Source organism: Actinacidiphila acididurans (genome assembly GCF_016918855.1).
Classification (GTDB): Bacteria; Actinomycetota; Actinomycetes; order Streptomycetales; family Streptomycetaceae; genus Actinacidiphila; species Actinacidiphila acididurans.
In genome coordinates this window covers 128256-149299 of the sequence record NZ_JADKYB010000018.1, presented here as the reverse complement: position 1 = coordinate 149299, position 21044 = coordinate 128256, and the positions used below count along the sequence as shown (strand labels likewise).

22 protein-coding genes are annotated in these 21044 nt (G+C 73.3%); 8 read left to right on the top strand and 14 right to left on the bottom strand.

Going from position 1 to position 21044, the window contains the following annotated elements; genetic code table 11:
• Positions 1-135 precede the first annotated feature (135 nt).
• From ITX44_RS29155 to cdgB, 3 genes are all read right to left on the bottom strand, one after another.
• Complete coding sequence (locus ITX44_RS29155; RefSeq protein WP_205360664.1) at positions 136-825, bottom strand: response regulator; 690 nt, start codon at positions 823-825, stop codon at positions 136-138.
• Positions 826-873: 48 nt separating this feature from the next.
• Positions 874-2094, bottom strand: a complete 1221-nt coding sequence (locus ITX44_RS29150; protein WP_205360662.1) for a sensor histidine kinase — start codon at positions 2092-2094, stop codon at positions 874-876.
• A gap of 255 nt (positions 2095-2349) precedes the next feature.
• A complete protein-coding gene (cdgB, locus tag ITX44_RS29145) occupies positions 2350-4002 on the bottom strand; it encodes a diguanylate cyclase CdgB (protein ID WP_205360767.1) in 1653 nt (550 codons plus the stop codon).
• Positions 4003-4431: 429 nt separating this feature from the next.
• Between cdgB and ITX44_RS29140 the strand changes: the two genes are divergently transcribed.
• The gene (locus ITX44_RS29140) at positions 4432-4944 is read left to right on the top strand and encodes a flavin reductase family protein (RefSeq protein ID WP_205360660.1); all 513 of its coding nucleotides are present in this window, start codon (positions 4432-4434) and stop codon (positions 4942-4944) included.
• A 37-nt stretch (positions 4945-4981) separates the two neighbouring features.
• Here ITX44_RS29140 and arfB read toward each other — a convergent pair whose 3' ends face one another.
• A complete protein-coding gene (gene arfB, locus ITX44_RS29135) occupies positions 4982-5407 on the bottom strand; it encodes an alternative ribosome rescue aminoacyl-tRNA hydrolase ArfB (protein WP_205360658.1) in 426 nt (141 codons plus the stop codon).
• A 243-nt stretch (positions 5408-5650) separates the two neighbouring features.
• On the opposite strand from arfB, the gene ITX44_RS29130 reads away from it, so the two are divergent.
• From ITX44_RS29130 to ITX44_RS42835, 4 genes are all read left to right on the top strand, one after another.
• Positions 5651-6226 (top strand): TerD family protein, encoded by a 576-nt coding sequence (locus ITX44_RS29130; protein ID WP_205360656.1) that lies wholly within the window; start codon positions 5651-5653, stop codon positions 6224-6226.
• 248 nt (positions 6227-6474) lie between these two features.
• On the top strand, positions 6475-7473 hold the full coding sequence (locus tag ITX44_RS29125; RefSeq protein ID WP_205360654.1) for a zinc-binding dehydrogenase: 999 nt from the start codon (positions 6475-6477) through the stop codon (positions 7471-7473).
• 244 nt (positions 7474-7717) lie between these two features.
• Positions 7718-8173: a tellurite resistance TerB family protein gene (locus ITX44_RS29120; protein ID WP_205360652.1), complete on the top strand. Its 456-nt coding sequence runs from the start codon at positions 7718-7720 to the stop codon at positions 8171-8173.
• A gap of 204 nt (positions 8174-8377) precedes the next feature.
• Positions 8378-9373 (top strand): helix-turn-helix transcriptional regulator, encoded by a 996-nt coding sequence (locus tag ITX44_RS42835; RefSeq protein WP_205360650.1) that lies wholly within the window; start codon positions 8378-8380, stop codon positions 9371-9373.
• A gap of 393 nt (positions 9374-9766) precedes the next feature.
• Here the strand turns inward: ITX44_RS42835 and ITX44_RS29110 are convergent, their stop codons facing one another.
• The 4 genes from ITX44_RS29110 to ITX44_RS29095 all read right to left on the bottom strand — a co-directional run bounded on the left by ITX44_RS29110 (position 9767) and on the right by ITX44_RS29095 (position 13737).
• Positions 9767-10342, bottom strand: a complete 576-nt coding sequence (locus tag ITX44_RS29110; protein ID WP_205360648.1) for a hypothetical protein — start codon at positions 10340-10342, stop codon at positions 9767-9769.
• A gap of 110 nt (positions 10343-10452) precedes the next feature.
• The gene (locus tag ITX44_RS29105; RefSeq protein WP_205360646.1) at positions 10453-11421 is read right to left on the bottom strand and encodes an SMP-30/gluconolactonase/LRE family protein; all 969 of its coding nucleotides are present in this window, start codon (positions 11419-11421) and stop codon (positions 10453-10455) included.
• Between the two features lie 85 nt (positions 11422-11506).
• Positions 11507-12406 carry a helix-turn-helix domain-containing protein gene (locus tag ITX44_RS29100; protein WP_205360644.1) on the bottom strand — a complete coding sequence of 300 codons (900 nt, stop codon included), beginning with the start codon at positions 12404-12406 and terminating at the stop codon, positions 11507-11509.
• A 167-nt stretch (positions 12407-12573) separates the two neighbouring features.
• The gene (locus ITX44_RS29095) at positions 12574-13737 is read right to left on the bottom strand and encodes a methyltransferase (RefSeq protein ID WP_205360642.1); all 1164 of its coding nucleotides are present in this window, start codon (positions 13735-13737) and stop codon (positions 12574-12576) included.
• A gap of 483 nt (positions 13738-14220) precedes the next feature.
• Here ITX44_RS29095 and ITX44_RS29090 point away from each other — a divergent pair, with 483 nt between their 5' ends.
• Complete coding sequence (locus ITX44_RS29090; protein ID WP_205360639.1) at positions 14221-15321, top strand: right-handed parallel beta-helix repeat-containing protein; 1101 nt, start codon at positions 14221-14223, stop codon at positions 15319-15321.
• A 58-nt stretch (positions 15322-15379) separates the two neighbouring features.
• Here ITX44_RS29090 and ITX44_RS29085 read toward each other — a convergent pair whose 3' ends face one another.
• Genes ITX44_RS29085 through ITX44_RS29075 form a run of 3 tightly spaced genes read right to left on the bottom strand, consistent with a single transcriptional unit; the run spans position 15380 to position 18073 of the window.
• Positions 15380-16405: an NAD(P)/FAD-dependent oxidoreductase gene (locus ITX44_RS29085; RefSeq protein WP_205360637.1), complete on the bottom strand. Its 1026-nt coding sequence runs from the start codon at positions 16403-16405 to the stop codon at positions 15380-15382.
• Entirely contained in the window at positions 16402-16944 is a 543-nt protein-coding gene (locus ITX44_RS29080) for an isoprenylcysteine carboxyl methyltransferase family protein (protein ID WP_205360766.1), read from the bottom strand. The genes ITX44_RS29085 and ITX44_RS29080 overlap by 4 nt, the downstream gene beginning before the upstream one ends.
• Before the next feature lie 52 nt (positions 16945-16996).
• Entirely contained in the window at positions 16997-18073 is a 1077-nt protein-coding gene (locus ITX44_RS29075) for a type III polyketide synthase (RefSeq protein WP_205360635.1), read from the bottom strand.
• Positions 18074-18542: 469 nt separating this feature from the next.
• Here ITX44_RS29075 and ITX44_RS29070 point away from each other — a divergent pair, with 469 nt between their 5' ends.
• Positions 18543-19361 carry a UbiA family prenyltransferase gene (locus ITX44_RS29070; protein ID WP_307795534.1) on the top strand — a complete coding sequence of 273 codons (819 nt, stop codon included), beginning with the start codon at positions 18543-18545 and terminating at the stop codon, positions 19359-19361.
• A 65-nt stretch (positions 19362-19426) separates the two neighbouring features.
• On the opposite strand, the gene ITX44_RS29065 is transcribed toward ITX44_RS29070, so the two are convergent.
• From ITX44_RS29065 to ITX44_RS29060, 3 genes are read right to left on the bottom strand one after another with little or no spacing between them, the layout of a single operon-like run.
• Complete coding sequence (locus tag ITX44_RS29065; RefSeq protein ID WP_205360633.1) at positions 19427-19858, bottom strand: hypothetical protein; 432 nt, start codon at positions 19856-19858, stop codon at positions 19427-19429.
• The gene (locus tag ITX44_RS42355) at positions 19855-19983 is read right to left on the bottom strand and encodes a hypothetical protein (protein ID WP_265934320.1); all 129 of its coding nucleotides are present in this window, start codon (positions 19981-19983) and stop codon (positions 19855-19857) included. Before ITX44_RS42355 ends, ITX44_RS29065 begins: the two co-directional genes overlap by 4 nt.
• A gap of 33 nt (positions 19984-20016) precedes the next feature.
• Positions 20017-20379 carry a hypothetical protein gene (locus ITX44_RS29060; RefSeq protein WP_205360631.1) on the bottom strand — a complete coding sequence of 121 codons (363 nt, stop codon included), beginning with the start codon at positions 20377-20379 and terminating at the stop codon, positions 20017-20019.
• A gap of 240 nt (positions 20380-20619) precedes the next feature.
• Between ITX44_RS29060 and ITX44_RS29055 the strand changes: the two genes are divergently transcribed.
• The gene (locus ITX44_RS29055; RefSeq protein ID WP_205360629.1) at positions 20620-21006 is read left to right on the top strand and encodes a hypothetical protein; all 387 of its coding nucleotides are present in this window, start codon (positions 20620-20622) and stop codon (positions 21004-21006) included.
• Positions 21007-21044: the final 38 nt, after the last annotated feature.

Genomic DNA, 21044 nt, shown 5'->3' with positions numbered 1-21044 from the left:
AACCGGTACTGCTCGTCCGCGGGCGCCGGTTGGCGCCCGACAGCGCTTGCCGCCGTACGAACACCGCGAATGCTGGGATCATTCCAGCCGCGCGCGACTTCCCCCCGTTCGGGGGTGCGGGCCCGGCGGCGCCGGTCAGTTGGCGCTCCCACCTGCGCGAACCAGGCCCGATTCATAGGCGAGCACCACCGCCTGCACCCGGTCCCGCAGACCCAGCTTGGTGAGGATCCGTCCGACGTGCGTCTTCACAGTAGCCTCGGACAGCACCAGCTTGGCAGCGATTTCGCCGTTCGACAGGCCCTGGGCGACCAGCAGCAGCACCTCCCGTTCCCGGTCGGTGAGTTTGTCGACCTCGGTGTGGCGGCGCTCGCCGGCGGCGCTGGGCAGCATCGGGGTGAACCGGTCCAGCAGCCGCCGGGTGGTGCTGGGCGCCACCACCGCGTCCCCGCTGTGCACCGCCCGGATCGCGGTCAGCAGCTCGTCCGGCGGCACGTCCTTGAGCATGAAGCCGCTGGCGCCGGCCTTGAGCGCGGCGAACGCGTACTCGTCGAGGTCGAAGGTGGTGAGGATGAGGACGCGCGGCCCGCCCGCCTCGGGGGTACGGTCGCCGCCGCAGATCCGGCGGGTCGCCTCCACCCCGTCCATCTTCGGCATGCGCACGTCCATGAGGACCACGTCCACCCGGGTGGCGCGCAGCACCTCCAGCGCCTCCGCGCCGTCCCCGGCCTCGGCGACCACCTCCATGTCCGGCTGCGCGGCCAGCACCATCCGGAAGCCGGTGCGCAGCAGCACCTGGTCGTCGACGAGCATGACGCGGATCGCCATCGGAAGCCTTTCGGTTTTTCTGTTGGGATGGGGGTGCTGGTCGGTACGTCACGGCAGGGCCGCCGTCTCGCCGCTGGTCCGCAGCGGCAGCACCGCGCTGACCCGGAAGCCGCCGCCCGGGCGCGGGCCGGCGTCGAGGGTGCCGCCGATCATGCCGATCCGCTCGCGCATGCCGATCAGGCCCTGGCCGAGGCCGTCCTGGCCGCCCTGCCGGTACAGCTCGGCGCGGGCGCCGTGCCCGTCGTCCTCGATCAGCAGGTCGAGCGCGGCGTCGCCGAAGCCGAGCAGGACCGAGGCGCTGGCGCCGTCGCCGCCGTGCTTGCGGACGTTGGTCAGCGCCTCCTGGACGATCCGGTACGCGGTCAGCTCCACGCCGCTGGACAAGGGGCGGGCGTGCCCGGCGACCTCGAAGCGGACCGGGAGGCCGGCGCCGCGCACCTGGTCGATGAGGTCGGCGAGCTGGTCCACGCCGGGCTGCGGCACGTATTCCCCGCCTGCGTCGTCGCCGGCCCGCAGCAGGCCGAGCAGCCGGCGCATCTCGGCCAGCGCCTGGCGGCCGGTGCTGGAGATGGTCTCCAGCGCCTGCTTGGCCTGGTCGGGGGCCGCGTCCAGCACATAGGCGGCGCCGTCGGCCTGGACGACCATCACCGAGACGTTGTGGGCCACCACATCGTGCAGTTCGCGGGCGATCCGGGCCCGCTCGGCGGCGACCGCGGCCTTGGACTGTGCCTCGCGCTCCCGGTGCAGCCGGGCGGCCCGCTCCTCCAGCTCCGCGTAGTAGGCGCGGCGGGTGCGCAGCCGGTCGCCGACCACCCAGGACAGGGCGAAGATGCCGGTCAGGAAGCAGGTGGACAGCAGGGTGGTCCAGATGGTGCTGTCCCTGCCGTGCGGCGGCCAGCGGATGATCGACAGCGGCGCGGCGAGCAGGCCGGCGGTCAGCGCCAGCCGGGAGGACCAGCGGGTGCCGGTGGCGGCGCAGGTGTAGATGATCACCAGGTACGCGATGTCGCCCGGGTTGGTGGACACGTCCAGGGCGAGCTGGAGCAGCCCGGTGGCCAGCGCCACCAGCAGCATCTTCTCCGGCACCTTGCGGCGCAGCGCGACGACCGCGGCCAGCGCGAAGGACAGCGGCACCGCGGCGACCCGGGCGGCCGCGGACAGGCTCGGGTCCAGGACGATCCACACGCCGGACACGCCGAGCAGGACGACGGCCCAGAAGCTGTCGACCCACGTCGGGTGTCGGCGGAAGAAGTCGTAAACGCGCTGCACATCACCCAGCGTATGCACGGCGCCCCGCGACGGGGTCACCCCCAGGAGCGATCTGGACCTACGCCCCAAGGTGGACGGCCCTTTTTATTGCCGCGCCTTCGCCTCCGGGCGCTCAAGCCCGATGTCGACAGTCGATCGTGCTCCGTCCCTCGTTCCTCGGGACGCTGCGCGCGTTCTCCCTTTCGACATCGGCGCGCCCTTTGGCTCAGTCGCTACACGGCGAACCCTGCACGGGCCGCCACCAACGGTCGCCCGTCAGCCTGCCCTGCGGTGGCTCGGGCGGGTGGCGGAGCGGGAGCGTTTTTCGACGTACATGCGCTGGTCGGCGGAGTGGAGGACTTCCTCGGCGGTCATGCCGCAGCCGGCCCAGCCGATGCCGAAGCTGGCGCCGACGCGGACGGCGCGGCCGTCCACCCGGATGGGGGGGATGATCGCGTTGCGCAGGCGGACCGCGAGGTCGGCCGCGTCGGCGGGGGCGAGGCCGTCGGCGAGGACGACGAATTCGTCGCCGCCGAGTCTGGCAACGGTGTCACCGTCGCGGACGGCGCCGCTGAGCCGCCGGGCCACCTCGATGAGCACGGCGTCGCCGGTGTGGTGGCCGAAGCGGTCGTTGATGGACTTGAAGCCGTCGAGATCGCAGAAGAGGACCGCGAGCCCCTTGCCGGCCGCCTCGTCCTTCTCGTCCGGGGCGACGGTGTGGGTGTGGGAGTCGAGGGAGCCCAGCGGTGCGGCGAGCTCGTCGGGGCCGTAGCCGTAGCTGAAGGCGAATTCGTCCAGGCCCTCGGGGCCCTCGGCGGCGCGCGCGGCCGCGTCCTTGTCCTGGGGGCGGCCGCACAGCCGGGCGGACAGGCGCGCGCGCAGTTCGGCGCTGTTGGGCAGGCCGGTCAGGGAGTCGTGGCTGGCGCGGTGGGCGAGCTGGAGCTCGCGGCCCTTGCGTTCCTCGATGTCCTCGACGTGGGTGAGCAGGAAGCGGGGGCCGTCGGCGGTGTCGGCGACGACGGAGTTGCGCAGCGAGACCCACACGTAACTGCCGTCGCGGCGGGCCAGCCGCAGCTCGGCCCGCCCGCCCTCGGCGGAGGTGCGCAGCAGCAGGCCGACGTCCTCGGGGTGGACCAGGTCGGAGAAGGAGTAGCGGCGCATGACCGAGGCGGACCGCCCCAGCAGCCGGCACAGGGCGTCGTTGGCGCGCAGCAGCTTGCCGTGCTGGTCGCCGCCCATCTCGGCGATGGCCATCCCGCTGGGCGCGTACTCGAAGGCCTGCCGGAAGCTCTCCTCGCTGGCCCGCAGCGCCTGCTGGTCGCGTTCGAGCCGGACCAGGGCACGCTGCATGTTGGCCCGCATCCGCGCGTTGCTGATCGCGACACCCGCCTGGAAGGCGTACATCTGCAGCGCCTCGCGGCCCCAGGGGCCGGGGTGACGGCCGCTGGAGGGCTTGTCGACCGAGATCACGCCGATCAGCTCGCTGCCGACGCTCTGCGAGGAGAACATCGGCGCGTACAGGCGGTCGCCGGGGTGCCATTCGTCGGGGAAGCGCGGCAGCGGGCCCTCGGTGTGCCACTGGGGCACGTCGTCGTCGATGAGCACCCAGCCCTCGGTGTGCGGGATGAACCGCAGGGTGCCCCAGCGCTCGCCCATGGTCAGCCGGCGCTCCCAGGAGGTGCGCGAGCCCACCCGCCCGGCCAGCAGCGCCTCACCGGCGGTGCTGCCGGCGAACGCGGCCACCACGAGGTCGCCGTCCGGGCGGACCAGGTTCACCGCGGCCAGCTCGAACCCCAGCCCGCGGACCACCCCGTCGGCCACGGCCTGAAGGGTGTCGGCGAGGCTGCGTGCCGTGTTGAGGTCCGCCACGACCTGGTGGAGCTGGCGCAGGGTCGCCAGGCGGACGTACGGCTCCGACTCGGTGTCCATGCCCCCCTCCACGCCCTCGGCGTCGTCTCGTCCAGTGGTGTCCGGTGCTCGGCTGCCGGCCCACTGGCCGGCCTGGTGGCCGTCGCTGCGGCCACCGCGTGCGCGGTGGCTGATGCCCTCACTACGCATACGCATTCATCCGATTACACCGCCACTGAATCACAGCGAGCTGTGCGCCCGGTACACAGGGTCAACAATTCGTGCTCCTTGTGACTCAAGTCACACCATCGGGTGAGCAGTTGAACACAGAACGTATAGCCTCCGGTCCACGGTGCCCCGGGCACCCCCGGGTCCTGGGCCACGCCTCGGGACACGTCCTAGGTCCGCCGTCCGGCCGTCTGCGACCACCGGCCGATGTCCGCGCCTCTACCGACCCGTAACGTGATGAGGGTGCACCACACTTCAGCAGGACGGCATTCTGGGACCACCATGGGCCAGCCCGTCAACACCGATGAGTTCCGTGCCGCGATGTCCCGGCTCGCCGCCGGCGTGGTCCTCGTGACCGCCCACGACCCGGAGGACGGGCCGCGCGGCGAGGACGTCGGCATGACGGCGACCGCGTTCATGTCCGTCTCCCTCGAACCGCCTCTGGTGCTGGTGAGCGTACGTGCCGGCGCCCGGATGGACGAACTGCTGGAGCGGCAGCCGCGGTGGGCGGTGTCCGTGCTCAGCGAGAGCCAGCGGCACATCGCCGGCCGGTTCGCGCTGCGCGGCCGGATCAGCGACCGGCTGCTGTTCGAGGACATCGCGTACTACCGCGGCCAGGAATCCGGCGCGCCCGTGCTCGGCGGGGCGCTGGCGATACTCGAGTGCGAGACCGACCAGCGGGTCGAGGCGGGCGACCACACGCTGATCGTGGGGCGCGTGCTCACGGTGCGCACGCCCAGCGCGGACGGCGGCCCGCTCACCTACTTCCGGGGGCGGTACCGCTACCTGGGGTAGTGCCGCTACCGGGGTAGTGCCCCGGAATTCCCGGGCCTCAGTCCCAGGACCCGGAACGCGAGCGCTTGGTGTCGCTGCGCTGCCGCTTCTGCCGCAGCCGGTGCTCGTTGACCGACCGCGGGATGCGGGTCGGGCGGCGCGGCTGGGGCGGCGGCGCGGTGGCCTGGGCCAGCAGCGCGGCCATCCGGGCCGCTGCGGTCTCGCGGTTGCGCCACTGGGAGCGGTGCTCGGAAGCGGTCACGGTGAGGGCGCCGCCGGTCAGCCGGCCGGCCAGCCGCTCCAGCGCGCGCTCCTTCCACACCGGCGGCAGCGCGTCGGTGCCCGCGAGGTCGAAGCGCAACTCCACGCGCGAGTCGGAGGTGTTGACGTGCTGCCCGCCGGGCCCGGAGGACCGCGAGAAACGCCACATCAGTTCGGCCTCCGGCACGGAGACCGAACCGCGGATGAACAAGGGCCCGGACATGCCTCCATGGTCGCGCGTCCGGCGCGGTCCGTCACGGGGATTTAACGGGCACAGCTGCACGGGACCCGGCGGTACGCGACCCGGCGGCGACCCGGCGGTGCGGGAATTGCCGATGGTGCGGCCGTGGCCCGTGCTTCGGGCGGGTTTCCGGCGGGTCAAGGAACCGTAAGGGCCGGGCTCCGCGTAAGGAGGGATGACGGTAGTTTCGACGGCAACACCCACGACCACAAAAGGGGACTTCCCATGGCGGTAAGCCTGTCCAAGGGCGGCAACGTCTCGCTCAGCAAGGAGGCGCCCGGCCTGACGGCCGTGACGGTCGGCCTCGGCTGGGACGTCCGGACCACCACCGGCACCGACTTCGACCTGGACGCGAGCGCCATCGCCGTCAACCCGACCGGCAAGGTCTACTCCGACGGCCACTTCGTCTTCTTCAACAACAAGCAGAGCCCCGACCAGACCATCGTCCACACCGGCGACAACCGCACCGGCGCGGGCGAGGGCGACGACGAGCAGATCAACGTCAACCTCGCCGGCCTGCCCGCGGACGTCGACAAGATCGTCTTCCCGGTGTCCATCTACGACGCCGAGTCCCGCAGCCAGAACTTCGGCCAGGTGCGCAACGCCTACATCCGCATCATCAACCAGGCCGGCGGCGCCGAGATCGCCCGCTACGACCTGAGCGAGGACGCGGCCACCGAGACCGCCATGGTCTTCGGCGAGCTCTACCGCAACGGCGCCGAGTGGAAGTTCCGCGCGGTCGGCCAGGGTTACGCCTCCGGCCTGGTCGGCATCGCCCAGGACTTCGGCGTCAACATCTGACTGCCGCGCCCGCAGTCCGCGGCCTCTCGACGGCCGCCCCGCAGCCCGGACAAGGCACCCGGCACCGCCCAACGCGGCCGGGTGCCTTTCCATTTGGGCTTTCGCGGGCCTCCTCGGGTCCCCCTGGGCCTTTCCCGGCTTGACCTCAAGCGGACTTGACGTTGTTGGCTGAGCGTGACCGGCGAAGAGCCAACGGAACGACGGACCGGAACACGACGGGCCGGAACACGAAAAAGGGGGAGCGGCGGATGCGCGCGGTGATGCTGTACGAGTTCGGGCCGGCGGAGAACCTGCGGTACGAGGAGGTGCCCGATCCGGTGCCCGGCCCCGGCCAGGTCCGGGTGGCCGTCGAGGCGGCGGGCGTGCACCTGGTGGACACGCTGCTGCGGGCCGGCGGTTACGGCAACGGCCCGATCCCCGCGCCGCGGTTGCCGACGATCCCCGGCCGCGAGATCGCCGGGACGGTCGACGCGCTCGGCGCGGACGTCGGCCCGCAATGGTTCGGCCGCCGGGTGGTCGCCCACCTGGGCATGGCGCCCGGCGGCTACGCCGCGTCGGCGGTGACCGAGGTGGAGCGGCTGCACGAGGTGCCCGCCGGGCTCGGGTTCGCCGAGGCGGTCGCCATGATCGGCACCGGGCGCACCACGATCGCGGTCCTCCGCCAGGCCGCCCTGACCGCGGCCGACACCGCGGTGGTGCTGGCGGCCGCGGGCGGCATCGGCTCGCTGCTGGTGCAGCAGGCGCGTGCGGTGGGCGCGACCGTGGTCGGCGCGGCGGGCGGGCCGGACAAGACCGCCCGGGTCCGCGACCTGGGCGCCGATGTCGCCGTGGACTACGCCCGGCCGGACTGGGCCGGCGAGGTACGGCGCGCGCTGGGCGGCGAGCGCCCGGCGACCGTGGTCTTCGACGGCGTGGGCGGTACGGCGGGCCGCGCCGCGGTCGGCCTGCTCGCGCCGGGCGGCCGGCACCTGGTGTACGGCTGGGCGGGCGGCCCCGGCCCGGTCCCGTTCGCTCAGAGCGAACTCGCCGCCCTGGGCGTCACGTCGACCGTCGTCGTGGGCCCCGCGATGCAGAAGATCACCGGCACCCCGGAGGGCCTGCGCGCCGTCGAGGCCGAGGCCCTGGCCGCGGCCGCCGAGGGCCGGCTCGTCCCCGCCGTCCACCCCTTCCCCCTCGCCGACGCCGCCCGCGCCCACGCCGCGCTGGAGTCCCGGGCCACCATGGGCAAGGTGGTGCTGATCCCGTAGCGGGGTCGGGCATGGAGCCGTGCACCGGGTCGTACGCGGGATCGCATCCGGGGCCGTATACAAAAGGACACGGCGCACGCGCGTCCGTACCCCGGACGTACCCCCCGAGTACCCCGGACGCGGCACCGTACGGCGCCGCACGGCACTGCCTCGGCCCCGGGACTTGGGAACTCCTTTACGCTTCGTGAGAGTTGTCGGAGCGAACGCCGACACCGGACGACCGTACGACGAGGAGAGCCCTCCGATGCCTCTGTGGGACCGCTTCAAGGAATCCGCCCAGTCCATGCAGACCCAGCTCAACGCCAAGAAGAACGACCTGAAGAGCGGGGCCTTCCGGGACGCGAGCATGGCGATGTGCGCCCTGGTGGCCGCCGCCGACGGCTCCGTCGACCCCGCCGAACGGCAGCGCGTGGCCGCCCTGATCGGCAGCAACGAGGTCCTGCAGAACTTCCCGGCCATGGACCTCCAGCGCCGGTTCGAGGACTACCTCAACAAGCTGACCGCCGACTTCGACTTCGGCAAGGTCGCGATCCTCCAGGAGATCGGCAAGGTGCAGAAGAAGCCGGCCGAGGCGCGCGCGGTCATCCAGATCGGCATCGTGATCGGCGGCGCGGACGGCACGTTCGACAAGACCGAGCAGGCCGTGGTGCGCGAGGCGTGCTACGCGGTGGGCCTGAACCCGGCGGAGTTCGACCTCTGAGCCGCTGATGAGCCGCTGACGAGCCGCTGAGCTCCCGACGCCTCCCCCCGTCACCCGTACCCCTGCCTGCGTACCGCCTCCGTACCGCCGCCGCCCGACTCCCCCGGCCACCTCGCACCGCGGTGTGACCGGGTGGGTATCGTCGGTCACCCGGGGGAGTCAGGGGAACATCGTTGTCCCAGTTGTCCCAGGGGAGGGCGTCCGGTGCCGGACGAGGACGAATACGCGCTGTCGGTGTATCAGGCGCTGCGCAGCCGAGGGGGGCTGGCGGCGGGCGCGCTGCGCAAGGCGGCCGGGCTGAGCGAGGAGCAGACCAGGCACGGCCTGGCGCGGCTGCGCGAGCTCGGCCTGGTCGAGGAGCGCGCGGGCCGGCTGGACCCGGTCGAGCCGGACACCGCGGTCGTGCAGACCATGGAGGCGATGCACCGCGGCGCCGAGGAGCTGATCCGGGTCCAGCGGCTGACCCGCGCCCTGGTGTCGGTCTACCGCCCGGCGGCCAGCCGCGGGGCGTCGCAGGTCGAGGTGGAGTACGTCACCGGCCGCCGCCGCAAGGACCGGCTGATGCTGGACTTCAACACCACCGTCCGCCAGGAGTGCGCCTCGCTGCACCCGGGCCCGATGCCGCCCATGGACGTCCTGGAGGGCTCGCTCGGCCTGGACGAGGCCATGCTCGCCCGCGGTGTGCGGGTGCGGGCGATCTATCCCACCGCGCTCCTCCAGACCCCCAAGCACGTCCGCTACCTGCAGCGGCTGGAGAGCCTCGGCGTCGAGGTCCGGCTCGTCGAGCACGCCGCGTACGACCTGCTCATCTTCGACCGGGCCGTGGCCTGCGTGCCCGGCGACCCGGACAACCCCGGCGAGTCGATGCTGGTGGTGCGCGGCTCGGCGCTGATCAAGACGTACGCCGCGATGTACGAGGACTACTGGCTGCGGTCGGTGACGCTGGACGCGGGCACCGCCGCCGCCTCGGTCACCCGGCTCACGTCCCAGGAACGGGTCGTCTTCCGCCTGATGGCCGGCGGCCTGACCGACGACCAGATAGCCCGCCGCCTGGGCGTCCACCGCCGCACCGTCCAGCGGGCCGTCACCAAACTCATGGAACGCCTCGGCGTCGCCAGCCGCTTCGAGGCGGGGCTCCGGCTGGCCCAGGACCCGGAGTTCGCCCGCGCGGCCCGGTGGGTGGGGCCGCCGGCGCACTGACAGGTACTGGTGCGTGCAGTGGGGGCCGGCGGGCCGGGCCGGCCCCCACGGTGCCGGCACGTGTCCCCCCCGGGAGACCGGGCGAGCAGTCCGGTTCGCCACGTGCCGGCGCCGGCCGCAGCGCTCGGGGATACCACGGCCGGTCGGCACCTTTCGGTGCCGCGGCACTCTCGGTAGACGGGGAGTCACGCCTCGAAGTGCCGCAACAGATTGGTACCTGATCACGCCGGTGCGTGCCTACCGCGTTCGACCCGCCTCCGCCGCTCGGCTCCCGGTGCGAACCGCCCCCGACGTGCACCTTTTCCGTCGTCGGCCTTTGGATGTCCAAAAAGGAACATCTACCAATGTGGACAGCGATATGGACATCGAACGACCGGACCCGGTCCGCAACGGTCACCAGAGCGACTTCAGGGCCCGCCGGGTGACGGGCCACCACAGGCCCGGCCTGGAGAGGAACCCGTACAGAAGGAGGACGGGGTTGGGTACGGGTTTCCGCAGCCACGCGTGCTCGTCGCTCAGGCCCACGAGGGCGGCGCTGCACCAGGCGGCCGTGATCGCGGGGACGAGGGTGAGCAGGACGGTCAGCAGCACGGGTCCGTAGCCGACGTCGGTGATCACTGCCACGATCCCGACCTCGCCGAACCACATGACGGCCGCCGGGAACGCGGCGAGCAGGCCCCGCGGAATCGCGTGCCGTAGCAGCCCTTCGGGCACGACGGCCAGCACAGTCGCCACCGCAGCCCCGATCAGCACTGCGACGGCCAGGGTCCCCAGGGCGCCCACCACCAGCCACGCGTCGCACCACACCGCGTCGCTGATGCCGCCCCGGACATCGCCCATAACAGCGCCCGCCGCCACCGAGTCCAACCCCAGCGCGAGCGCGAGCGCTCCCCAGACCACCGCGCCCACACGCCCGAGCCGGACCCCGAACCGCACCCCGCGGACCAGGATTTCGCGCCTCGACACCATGCCGCCCCCCACAGAGCCGGTCGGGGTCGTCCCCCGCTCAGCAGTATGGCTCCGGCCCGGGGAGAGGGGCGCGGCGGCCCCTCCCCCGGGCCGGACTCGGGCTCAGCGGCTCAGCGGCTCAGCCGGGCGACGATCAGGTTGGGGTCCTCCGCGGTGTTGTACGCGGCGCTGAAGACGGAGACGGTGTCGCCGCGTACGGCGACGGACGTGGGGTTCTGCAGGCCGTCGGCCCCGGTGAGGACGATGGAGTGGGTGCCGTCGGGGCGGACGAGGGCGACCTCGTTCGGGGCGTTCAAGGCGGCCAGCAGCTGGTCGCCGTGGCCGGTGAACGCGAAGTCGTCGATCCCGGCCAGGCCGGTGGCCACGGTCCGGACCGCGCCGGCGCGCCCGTCCGGGAGGACGGGGACGCGCAGGACGGTGCCCTTGTCGAGGTTGGTCGCCCACAGCGCGCCGCCATGGAGCTTCAGGCCGTTGGCGCCGAGGAAGCCGGTGGAGGCGAGTTCGGGGGCGGTGGACCAGGCGGTGGGGGTGCCGCCGGTGGTGGGTACGCGCCAGATGGTGCCGAGCGCGGAGTCGGCGGCGTAGAGGGTGTGCGTGCGCCGGTCCAGCGCCAGGCCGTTGGGCAGGGCGTCGGCCGGCAGTGCGGCTATCCGCCGCGGTACGCCGCCGGGGCGCAGCCGCCACACCCCGGTCAGGTCGGCGGTGCCGGTGGCGTACAGGAAGTACAGCGTGCCGTCGTCGGCGCGGACGATGCCCAGGGTCAGCGGGAAGCCCAGGACCGGGGTGTGGACACCGCCGTCCGCGGGCGCGGGCAGGGTGGCCAGCACGCGGGTGGTGCCCCGGGCGGTGATCTCGGCGACCTGGCGGCCCTCGGCGAAGGTGACGTACGCGGCGCCGCCCGGTGCGGCCGCCACGTTCTCGGGCGTCTGCCCCTGCGCGAGGTCGAAGTGCACGGCGATCCGCGGGTCGCTCAGCGGCGCGGAGGCGGCCGAGGCCGCCGGGAGCGGGCTGAGCGCCGCGGCGGCGGCACCGGCGAGGACGGCCGCCGAGGCGGCGACCCTGGAGAACTTCTTGGTCATGGTTCCTTCTCAAAGGGATCGTGTGTGTGGGCGTGCGGCAGCGGTACGCCGACGCGTGGGTGGAGGCGAGAGAGGTACGGGAACGTCAGCCGGTGCCGGCCGGGAACCCGCTGCGCGGCTGCGGGACCGGTACGGCGGCTTGGCCGACGGTCTGGGCGAGCAGGGCAAGGGCCGCCCGCGAGGACGAGCCCGCCTCCGTGGTGGCGGCCACCACGGCGGGGCCCGGGCCGTGCGAGAGGGTCTGCTGCACGACGGTGAGCGGGCCGACCAGCGGATGCCGCATCCCGTACGTGGCGACAGTGCAGGCCCGGACCCGGTGATCGGCCCACATGGCGGCGAACTCGGTGCTCTTCGCGCTCAGTTCGCCCACCAGGGTGTGCAGGGCCGCGTCGTGCGGATGCGCGCCCGCCACGATGCGCAGGTTCCCCACCACCGCCCGGGCCTTGGCCGGCCAGTCGTCGTAGAGATCGCGGGTGTGACTGTCGAGGAACACCAGTCTGGCCATGTTCGGCCGCCGGCCCGGGAGTTGCGGGGCCTCCGGGTCCAGGTGCCCGGCGAACAGCGCGTGGCCCAGGCGGTTCCACGCCAGCACGTCGCTGCGCCGGCCCACGACGACCGCGGGCGTGTCCCCCAGGGCGTCGAGCAACTGAACGACGGCCTGCGTCACCCGTTCCGGCGCGGCCCGCCGCGCACCCGTACGCCGCCGGCCCGCGCGGACCAGATCGTGCAGGTACGCCCGCTCGCCTTCGTCCAGCCGCAGCGCGCCGGCCAGCGCGTCCAGCACCTCGGCCGACGCGCTCACCGCCTGCCCCTGCTCCAGCCGCCGGTAGTACGACACGCTCACCCCGGCCAGCAGCGCCAACTCCTCGCGCCGCAACCCCGGCACCCGCCGCCGCTCCCCGTACGTCCGCACCCCCACGTCCTCGGGCCGCGCCTGCGACCGCCGCGCCACCAGAAACTCCCCGAGCCGCGTTCTCCCCTCCATGCCCCCGAGTATGAGCCGCACCCACTGCCCGCAGCCTGCCCCAACCATGGGTACCCACGGACGGGGCCCGGGCCAGGTGCGGGCTTGCGGGACGGGAATCGGCGGGCTCCCGCCGTACCGGAAGGGGTACGGCGGCGGCCCGGTGGATGGCTCGGCGGCGGCGCGGGTCAGGCGGTGGCGATCAGCAGGCCTGTCGAGGAAGCCAGAGCCGTGGTCGCGACGTGGCGCAGGCCGGCGGCGGCGAAGAGGGCGGCGTATTCCGATTCGGTGCGTTCGCGGCCCGGGTGGAGGGTCATCATGATGATGTCCCGCAGCTTGCCGTCGTGGGGTACGTTGCCGGCCGGGACGATGGACTCGACGACCATGATCCGGGCGCCCGGGGCCATGGCCCGGCGGATCGTACGGAGCACCGATACGCACTGCTCGTCGTCCCAGTCGTGCAGGATCATGGAGAGCAGGTAGGCGTCCGCCCCTGACGGCACGTCGTCGAAGAAGTTGCCGCCGACCAGGTCGACCCGGTCCGCGACGCCGGCCGCGTCGAGCACCGCTTTCGCGCCCACCACCACCGACGGCTGGTCCAGCAGGGTGGCCCGCATCTCCGGGTAGCGCGGCAGGATCGTGGCGAGCAGGTGCCCGTGCCCGCCGCCGACGTCGACCACCCGCGCCACGCCGGTCAGGTCGCAGCTCTGCACGGCCGCGGCGTGGATGCGCCGGGCCAGGGCGCCCATCGCGTCGTTGAAGAGGTCGGCCTGCTCGGGGTGGACGGCCAGGTGCGACCACCAGTCCGTGCCGTACAGGTGCGGGAAGGCCGGGCGGCCGGTGCGCACCGAGTACGACAGTTCGTTGATGGCGCGGAGCTTTTCGGGCAGCCCCCAGACCCGGGCCCAGGCCCGTACCGACCCGGGCGAGCCGGCCCGTAGTGTCTCGGCCAGCGGGGTCAGGGCGAACACCCCGGGTTCCGCCTCCTGGAAGACGTCCTGGGCGGCCAGCGCCCGCAGTACCCGGTGCAGTGCCTGCGGGTCCGCCTCGCACCGGCGGGCGAGCTCCTCCACCGGCAGCGGCCCGTCGGCCAGCAGCTCCGCGATGTCGAACTCGGCTGCCACGGTGAGGAGTTGCGTGACGAGGGCGCCGTGCAGCAGGTGCATCATCTGCTGCACCCGGCCGTCGACCGGCGCGGGAGCCGTGCCCGGCGGGTCGGCCGGCTTCGCACCCGGCGGGCGCCCGGCCGCGGTCCCGGGCGTGGCCTCGCCGGCCTTCGCCGAGCCGTGCGCCTTCCGCGCTTCCCGCTCTTCCGGCTCTCCCCGCTCTTCCCGGATCTCGTGGCTCTGCATGTGGCTCCTCCTTGCTGTGAGTGCTGTGCGTACCGACCGCGCCTACCGGCTGCGCGTACCGACCTCTCGGGCCTCGGGTGATCGGCTCTCCCCGGGCGTGCCTTCGGCGGTGCTCCGCGCGACCCGCGCCTGCCCCCGGGCATGGCACCGGCGGGACCGCAGGCGTGCCCGTCGGGTGCCGGCGGCGCCCGGCGCTTGCGCCGTGGCCTCAGGCCCCCCGCTCGTACTCCCGCACCGCGGTCCACCGGGCCGGCTATCCGTCGTCCTCCGCGCCCGCCCCGCCGGACCCTCTCGAACAGCCACTCACGCGACGTGTGCACCAGCGGTCTCCCGGACCTGGGCCGTGATCAACAGCCACAGCGTGAACTCCGTACGGTCCGCAGCCACCGATTACGCCGAATGCGGCATGTCGCCCACTCGCCCAGCACACTCAACGTCATTTTCCGATCGCGAAACGTAATCCCCGCGGTTAGCGTGTGCCGCATGTCGACCCAAAAGCTCACACATCGGATAATCCGTCAGTCGCGCCCCTACGCCGCCCTGGCCGCGGCCGGCGCCACCACCGCGCTCCTCGCGCTCGCCGCCCCCACCCCCGCGCAGGCCACCGGCCTGCACCTGGTGCTCCCGGGCCAGTCGATCCAGCAGGCCATCGACCGCTCGGCGCCCGGCGACACGATCCTGGTCACTCCCGGCACGTACCGCGGCAGCCTGCGCATCTCCGTCCCCGGCCTGACCCTGCGCGGGATGGGCGCGACCACCGTGATCGCCCCTCAGGACGACCCGGTGACCGGCAGTGCGGCCGACTGCGCCGCGGCCGGCCACGGCATCTGCGTCACCGGGACGGCGGACAAGCCGGTCCCCGACGTCACGATCGAGTCCCTCGCCGTCTCCGGCTTCGTGCACAACGGCATCTGGGGCAGCGGCACCGACCGGCTGACCGTCCGCCGGGTGCTCGCCGAGCAGAACGGCCAGGAGGGCATCGGCGAGGAGAAGTCCGTCCGCGGCCGGTTCACCGACAACACGTCCCGGGACAACGGCGAGGCCGGCATCTTCCTGGCCAACATCGCCGACGGCAAGGGTGGCGCGACCGACACCCAGGGCACACTGATCGCCCGCAACGACCTCACCGGCAACCGGATGGGCCTGGTGGTCCGCCGGCTGCGCGACCTCACCGTCGAACACAACACGATGAGCAGCAACTGCGCCGGAGTCTTCCTGGTCGGCGACGACGACCGGCCGCGCACCGGCGACCTCGACGTCCGCGACAACCAGGTGACCGGGAACAACAGCTACTGCCCGGCCACCGACAAACTGCCGTACCTGCAGGGCATCGGCATCGTGCTGACCGGCGTCGAGCAGACCCGGGTGACCCACAACCAGGTCACCGGCAACACCGGCGCCGCGCCGATGTCCGGCGGCATCGTGCTGTTCAAGAGCTTCAACGGGGGCCCGAGCATGGACAACACGATCAGCGACAACATCGTGACCGGCAACGGCCCGGCCGACCTGGCCGACCGTGACACCGGCACCAACACCTTCACCGGCAACCAGTGCCAGACCTCCGAGCCCGCGGGCCGGTGCTGACCGACCCCTGGTCCTCCCGGACCCCGGCCCCCCGAGTGGCCGGGGTCCTGCCCGCCGGTCACCCGAGCTGGTTGACGGCCGCCGTGAACAGCGCCGGGAAGCGGGCGGCCGTCGGGACGATGTGCGCCGCCAGGCGCGGCTGGTGGCGTGCCCACAGCAGCGCGCCGGTCAGTGCGCGGTGCCGGCGGGACATGCGGCGCCAGGCCCGGTCGTAGTCCTGCGGCCGGTCCGCGCGCAGGCACCGTACGAGGTGGGCCGCCGCGGCCAGTGCGGTGGAGATGCCCTCGCCGGTGAGCGCGTCGACGTATCCGGCCGCGTCGCCGACCAGCAGGGTGCGGCCCGCGACGGGGCTGCGGACGCGCTGGCGCAAAGGCCCGGCGCCGCGGGCGGGCGTCACCGCGGACGGCGGCAGCCGGGCGGCCAGCCGGGGGAAGCGGGCGAGTTGACTGTCGTACGGCGCCCGGTCGGCGGTGAGGATCGCGACGCCGACCAGTCCCGGTCCGACCGGGGTCACGTACGCCTCGCTGCGCGCGGACCAGTGCACTTCGACGCAGTCGCTCCAGGGCGGTACGGCGAAGTGGCGGCGCAGCCCGTACCGCGTGGGGTGCCCGGCAGCAGGCGGCAGGTCCAGGCCGAGGCTGCGCCGGATGGGTGAGTGCAGGCCGTCGGCCGCGGCGAGGTAGCGGGCGGTGATGCCGGCGGCCGTGACGCTGTCGCGATCGTGCCGCAGGGTGCGTACGTCCACCCGCAACGGCAGGACCCGCACGCCGAGTTCGGCCGCTCTGCGGGCCAGTGCGCCGTGCAGGGCCGTACGCCGCAGGCCGAGGCCCGTCCCGCCGCGGAAGTGCGCCTCCGCCTCGACGGCGCCGTCGACGTACCGGATGCCGCGGAAGGGGTGGCCCGTGACGGCGACCCCCAGGTCGGCCAGCGCCCGTACGCCCGCGGGCATCACCCCTTCGCCGCAGGCCTTGTCCACCGGTGCGGGCCGCGGCTCGGCGACCACCACGTCGAGCCCGGCCCGGGCGGCGTGGATGGCCGTGGCCAGCCCGGCCGGTCCGCCGCCGGCCACCAGCAGGTCGATCACGGCGTCGTGGCCGCGGGTGCGGCCGGCGGCGGGGCGCTCGCGCCGAGGGCGGCGTTCTCGCAGCGCAGGCGGACCGCGAGCAGCGGCACGTCGGCCGCGGTGAAGCACGCGGCGGTGAGCCAGGCGCCGTGCACCAGCGGCAGCGCGGCGCCCTCCACCACGACGGCGAGGTAGTTGGGATGGCGCATCAGCGCGTACGGTCCGGCGCTCACCAGCGGCAGACCGGGGACCACGATCACCCGGGTGTTCCAGCGGGGCCCGAGGGTGCCGATGCACCACCAGCGCAGGGCCTGGGCGGCGAGCGCGAGCGCGGCCATCGGCCAGCCGAGCGCAGGCTGGAACGGCCGCCCGGCCCCGTACACCTCGGCCAGGCACCCGGCCAGCAGGCCGGTGTGCAGCGCGACCATCACCGGGTAGTGGCCGCGGCCGTACTCGACGCCGCCGCGTCGGCGGCTCCATGCCGTGTTGCGGCGGGCGACGGTGAGTTCGGCCAGCCGCTCGGCGGCGACCAGCAGGACGAGGACGGCGTACCAGGGCATGTTCGACGGCATGGTCACGGCAGGTTCCAGGGCACGTTCGAGGGCATGGCGGTCACCAGCGGAGCAGGACGAGTTCGGTGCTGAAGCCCGGCCCCATGGCGAGCAGCAGTCCGTACGAGCCGGGGAGCGGGCGGGCCAGGTCGATGGTGTCGCGCAGGATGTGCAGCACGGACGCCGAGGAGAGGTTGCCGACCTCGGTGAGGGAACGCCAGGTCAGATCCAGCGCGCGGGCGGGCAGGTCGAGCGCGTCGCGTACCGCGTCGAGGACCTTGGGGCCGCCCGGATGGCAGATCCAGGCGGCGATGTCCTGGGGTTTGAGGTCGTGGTCCGCCAGGAACGCGCGGACGTCGGGGCCGAGCCGCTGCCGTACGAGGTCGGGGATGTCGGTGCCCAGGACGATCCGGAAGCCGCTGTCGACGATGTCCCAGCCGAGCAGGCGCTCGGTGTCCGGGTACAGGTGGCTGCGGGTCGACACGACCACCGGTCCGCTCGCCGCCGGTTCCTGCTTCCGGTGTGCCGGGTGCCGCGGGCCCACGGCCACGACGGCCGCCGCGCCGTCCCCGAAGAGCGACCCTGCCACCAGGTTGGCCGTCGAGGCGTCCTGGCGCTGCACGGTCAGCGAGCACAGCTCCACCGACAGCAGGACCGCGACGCCGTCCGGCCGGCCGGCCAGGAAGTCGTGCAGTCGGGCGAGCCCCGCCGCACCGGCCACGCAGCCCAGTCCGAAGATCGGCACCCGTCTGACGTCCGGCCGCAGCCCGAGCCGTCCCGCCAGCCGCGCCTCGATCGAGGGCGCGGCGATGCCGGTGACCGAGGTGGAGACGACCAGGTCCACGTCGCTTGCCTGCAGCCCGGCGTCGGCGAGCGCGCCTTTGACCGCCTGCTCGCCCAGTTCCAGGGCGCTGGCGATGAACATGTCGTTGGCCTCGCCGAAACCGCTCAGCGTGGCGTAGCGCTCCAACGGCATGGCCAGCCGCCGGGTGCGTACGCCCGCGGTCCCGGACAGCCGGTCCAGGACCCCCCGTTCACCCGCGGGTGCCATTCCCATCGCCGCCAGCGCGTCGGTGATCTCGTGCTGTTCGTACCGGTACGGCGGAAGCACACCGTGTACGGCGGCAATTCGCGTCATTGGCGCAGTATAAGGAGCTATGCGGTGGATTTACGGCAATAGGGGTGGGCGTGGTGGCGGCGCTGGGGGCGGGGGTGGTGCGGGGGCCGGCGGCGGCGTGGGGCGGGGGCCCGCAGGGGGGTCGGTGCCGGTCGGGGCACCGGGACCCGTGGGGGCACGGTCAGGTGTGGGGCCACCGTCAGGTGTGGGGTCACCGTCAGGTGTGGGGTCACCGTCGGGCGTGGGGGCACCGTCGGGCGTGGGGGCACCGTCAGGTGTGGAATCACCGTCAAGCGTGAGGCCACCGTCAAGCGTGGGGCCACCGGCAGGCGTGGGGTCACCGTCAGGTGTGGAATCACCGTCAAGCGTGAGGCCACCGGCACCGGTCGGGGCACCGGCGACCGTCGAGTCACCGGCACGCGTAAGGCCGCCCGCAGCCGATCACCCGTCGGCCGCGGCGTCCGGAGGGGGCACATCTGCTCTCGCGGCCGTGACCGGGCTGGTCCCGGCCTGCCACCCCGAACCGGTCGTCGTGGTGACCGTGCTGGTCACCGCGCTGGCGGTGGCGTCGGGGCGGAGCGCGGGCGGCTGCGCGCTGGTCGCGGGCGCGATCCTGACCGGGCAGTTGTCGGTGGGCTGGTGCAACGACCGCCTGGACGCCGGACGGGACACCGCGACGGGACGGCGCGACAAGCCGCTGGTGACCGGTGCGGTCGGCGCGCGTACGGTCACGGTGGCCGCGGCGGGTGCGCTGGCGCTGTGCGTGCCGCTGTCACTGGCCAGCGGCCCGGCGGCTGGCGCGGCGCACCTGGTCGGGGTCGCGGCGGCCTGGAGCTACAACCTGGGCGTGAAGCGTACGGCGGTCTCGTGGCTGCCGTACGCCGTCGGCTTCGGCCTGCTGCCGGCGTTCGTCACCCTCGGCCTCCCGGGCCACCCCTGGCCCCCCGCCTGGTCCACGGCGGCCGGCGCGTTGCTGGGAGTGGGCGCCCACATCACCAATGTGCTGCCCGACATCGACGCCGATCTGGCCGGCGGCGTACGGGGGTTGCCGCAGCGCCTGGGCCGCCGCCGGGCCCGCGCCGTGGCCCCCGTACCCCTCTTCGCGGCCGCGGCCCTGCTGGCGTTCGGCCCTCCGGGCCCGGCCGGCCTCGCGGGCTGGGCCGCCTTGGCCGTCACCGGCCCCTTGGCCCTCGCCACGGCCGTCCCGGCGTCCGCCGGTTCCGCGAGCCGCCTGCCCTTCCTGGCCACCCTGCTGACCGCGGCCGCGGCGGTGGGTTTGCTGCTCCTGCACGGCGGGGCGCTGGCGTGACCGTTTTCCGGGGCGCCGGCCGTTTCCGCCTCACGCCTCACGCCTCACGCCTCAGGTGTCAGGTGTCACGCGAAGTGCGGGTTCGTCAGATCGATGGTGACGGAATTGCCGAGGTTGTTGGTGAAGGTGGCCAGCGAGCCGTGGGCCTCGGCCTTCTCGAACGGATTGGAGTCCAGCAACGACACCAGCCACACCAGGTTCTTGTCCTTGTCGAGCCGCGCGAAGAACCCCTCCGAGCCGTGCGCCCCGTCCCCGCAGCACACGTACCCCGACCGGTCCGGCAGCTCCGTGAAGCCCTGCGGATGCGGGTCGGCCGACGTCAGCCACTCGGGATCCTCGGCCAGGAACCCCTCCAGGTCGAACGGCCCGCCGACGTCGAACCAGGACAGCCGCGGACCGTCCACCTCGACCGCCCACGCGGACCCGTCCGCCCGGAACAAGCCGTCCACGGCCGGCCGCTCGTCCGCCAGCCACAGATCGACGATGCTTTTCCTCACTTCTCCTCGCCCTCGGACTGCCACTGCCGTCGCTTCCACTCCCGGTAGACGACCGACAGCGCCACGAGACCAGGCACGAAGGCCACCTGACGCCACGACTCGTGCACCCACAACCGGGCCGCCACGGAGCAGAGACCGGCCCACGCGCGCGAAGGGTCTCACGCGTCCAAGTAGCGGTACGCCTCGACGCCGCCGCGGATGTGAACCACGCCGTCCCGGACCTGCCACTCACTCATTCCGTCCACTTCATGGCTGACCAGGAACAGTCCCACGAGGTGATAGCCGTCCTCGTCGGGCGGGAGCGCGGCGATCTTCCGCAACTGCCGCAGAAATCCCTCGACCCCGCTCTCCCGCATTTCGGCGCCGTAGAAGACGAACCCGATCCCGTTGTACGGGCGCTCGGGAAACCCCCAACCGCCTCCGTACACCTCGTCCGCCTCCGCACGCACCACCTCCCTGGCCCGGGCCAGTTCCTTGTGACCGCCCTCGACCCACCCCCGGACGTTCACGTAGACGCCCATGTCGTCCCCCCTTCGCTGGACCGCACCGAAGCTGTACGGTGCGGCACCGCCTCGGCAGCCCAACTCCACGAACGCAGATCCGTGCAGGAGCCCATCATCACCCGCGCACCCCCGCTGCCGCCCCCCGAAATCGGCACCCCCGGCCCCCCTCGGCGGCAGCTTTGGAACCGCCCGCGCGCGGTTCCACGTAATACATTGCGCCGGCACCAGCGCACCGAACCAGCCCGAGGAGGGGTGCGGATGAACTCGCCGTCCCTGTCGGTCGGTATCTGGTGGACGATCGCGGCAGCGGCCGGCGCGCTCCACCTGGCAACGATGAGGCGCTGGATGCCCACGCCGTGCACCCAGCTCCAGGTCTCCATGGCCCCCCTCCTCGCCGCCGTCATCGTCCCCGCGGTGTCCCTCGGCCGGCACAAACCCCTCTCGGAAGGCCTGGGCATGGCCTCGGGCCTCCTGCTGGGCATCCCCCTCTCCCTGGTGGGCCGGCACCGCGAGCTGTCCCGTCGCATCCTCGAATGGGAGGCAAACGGCCGCAGGCGAGGCGAACTCCTCGCCCCCACCTGCGTGATCGCCCGCTACGTCATCATCGTCCCGCCCCTGGCCGTCTTCGGCTGGTGGCTGGCCTGACGACCCCAATGACGGTCGGCGAATCGGTCACCTACCCC